Annotated in this window: 1 protein-coding gene and 1 pseudogene; one reads left to right on the top strand and one right to left on the bottom strand. The window is 63.6% G+C overall.

Features of this window, described 5'->3' with window-relative positions; all coding sequences use genetic code 11:
• Window positions 1-126: 126 nt before the first annotated feature.
• Window positions 127-462 (top strand): hypothetical protein, encoded by a 336-nt coding sequence (locus tag AiwAL_RS00005; protein WP_235705676.1) that lies wholly within the window; start codon window positions 127-129, stop codon window positions 460-462.
• Window positions 463-771: 309 nt separating this feature from the next.
• On the opposite strand, the pseudogene AiwAL_RS00010 reads toward AiwAL_RS00005, so the two are convergent.
• Window positions 772-1,219 (bottom strand): annotated as a pseudogene (locus AiwAL_RS00010) (glycosyltransferase family 1 protein); the annotation flags it as partial.

The following is a 1,219-nucleotide window of genomic DNA, read 5'->3' on the forward strand; positions in this document are numbered from 1 at the left end:
ATCAGCGCGTCTTTCTCAGCATGCGATAGAAGGGACAGGTCAGGAAGCTCGCTCACGCCTCCCGTCGAATCGTATCCGCCGTGGTCACGTCAATTCACAATCGATTCAACTGGCCGACGGACCAGGATGAGCAGATACCTTAATCTTACCGACAGCGACGAATTCGCCGCAATTATCGCGACGCACCACCAAGTCGAACGGATTGTATGCGGCCATCATCATCGCTCGATCGTCGGGCGGGTGGACCATGCGGTCGCCATCATCGCGCCGTCGGTGGCGCACCAATGGGCACTAGATTTCGACCCGAAGGCGCCGGCGGCGCTGGTCTTCGAGCCGCCGGCCTTCATGCTGCACAGATGGAGCGCGACGGACGGCATGTCGTCCCATGTCATCTACGTCGAATCCTATCTGGGGCCGTTTCCAGGGCTGACCGATCCGGAATATCCGGGACGACCCTTATGACCGGCGTAGTTGCATGGGTCGCGATTTGCTATTATCGACACGGGCCGCGACAGCAATAACGCCGGCTATACAGCCGCGCAGGCAGCAGACCTTATCCTGATACCATTGCAACCGGGTAGATTCGACTACCGTGCGCTTACACGGACAACCGATCTCTGCCGCCTTGTCGGCCTCTGATAGCGATGAGGCGGTCGAGATGGTGCACCAGTTCGGTCGGCGCGAGCCGGGCGGGCGTAGCGTGCCGAATTCGCGACGGTAGCGGAACGAGCCAAGGCTGTGTTCCGCTGTTTGGCTGCGATGATTTGGATATCAGGCTGGTGCCGATACGGGCGACCGTATCGGCACCAGATGGTCCAGAAACAGCGAAGCGCAAGCCTGCCAGGAGAATTGCTCGGCGAATCTCCGGCACGCGCGCCGGTCGATCGCCAGCGCACCGAGTGCGGCCCCGCCGCCGACCACCAGCCTGGTTCCCGGCAGGTCGAGATCGAGAAACGCGGTCAGATTCTTCTCCACCGCCAGCCGGCCGACCGAGAGGAAAATCGGCCGCTCATAGGGCAGGGGCCCGGCGCGGCCGGGGTGGAACAGCGCCGCATCGACGCCGCGCGACCACAGGCGCGTATTGCCAAATCCGCGGGCTTGCAGTTCGGCGGCGAGCGAGCGCGTCGCCACCATGGTGCCGGAACCCCGGCCGTGAAACCGCCGCAGCCAGGCATAGGCGAGGCGCCGCGGCAGCGCGATCCGCGCCGCCAGATAATCG

Source organism: Acidiphilium sp. AL, from assembly GCF_025499445.1.
GTDB classification, from domain to species: domain Bacteria; phylum Pseudomonadota; class Alphaproteobacteria; order Acetobacterales; family Acetobacteraceae; genus Acidiphilium; species Acidiphilium iwatense.

Coding starts and splice junctions, on each gene's coding strand:
- AiwAL_RS00005 (WP_235705676.1), top strand. CDS start 127: ATGAGCAGATACCTTAATCTTACCGACAGCGACGAATTCGCCGCAATT.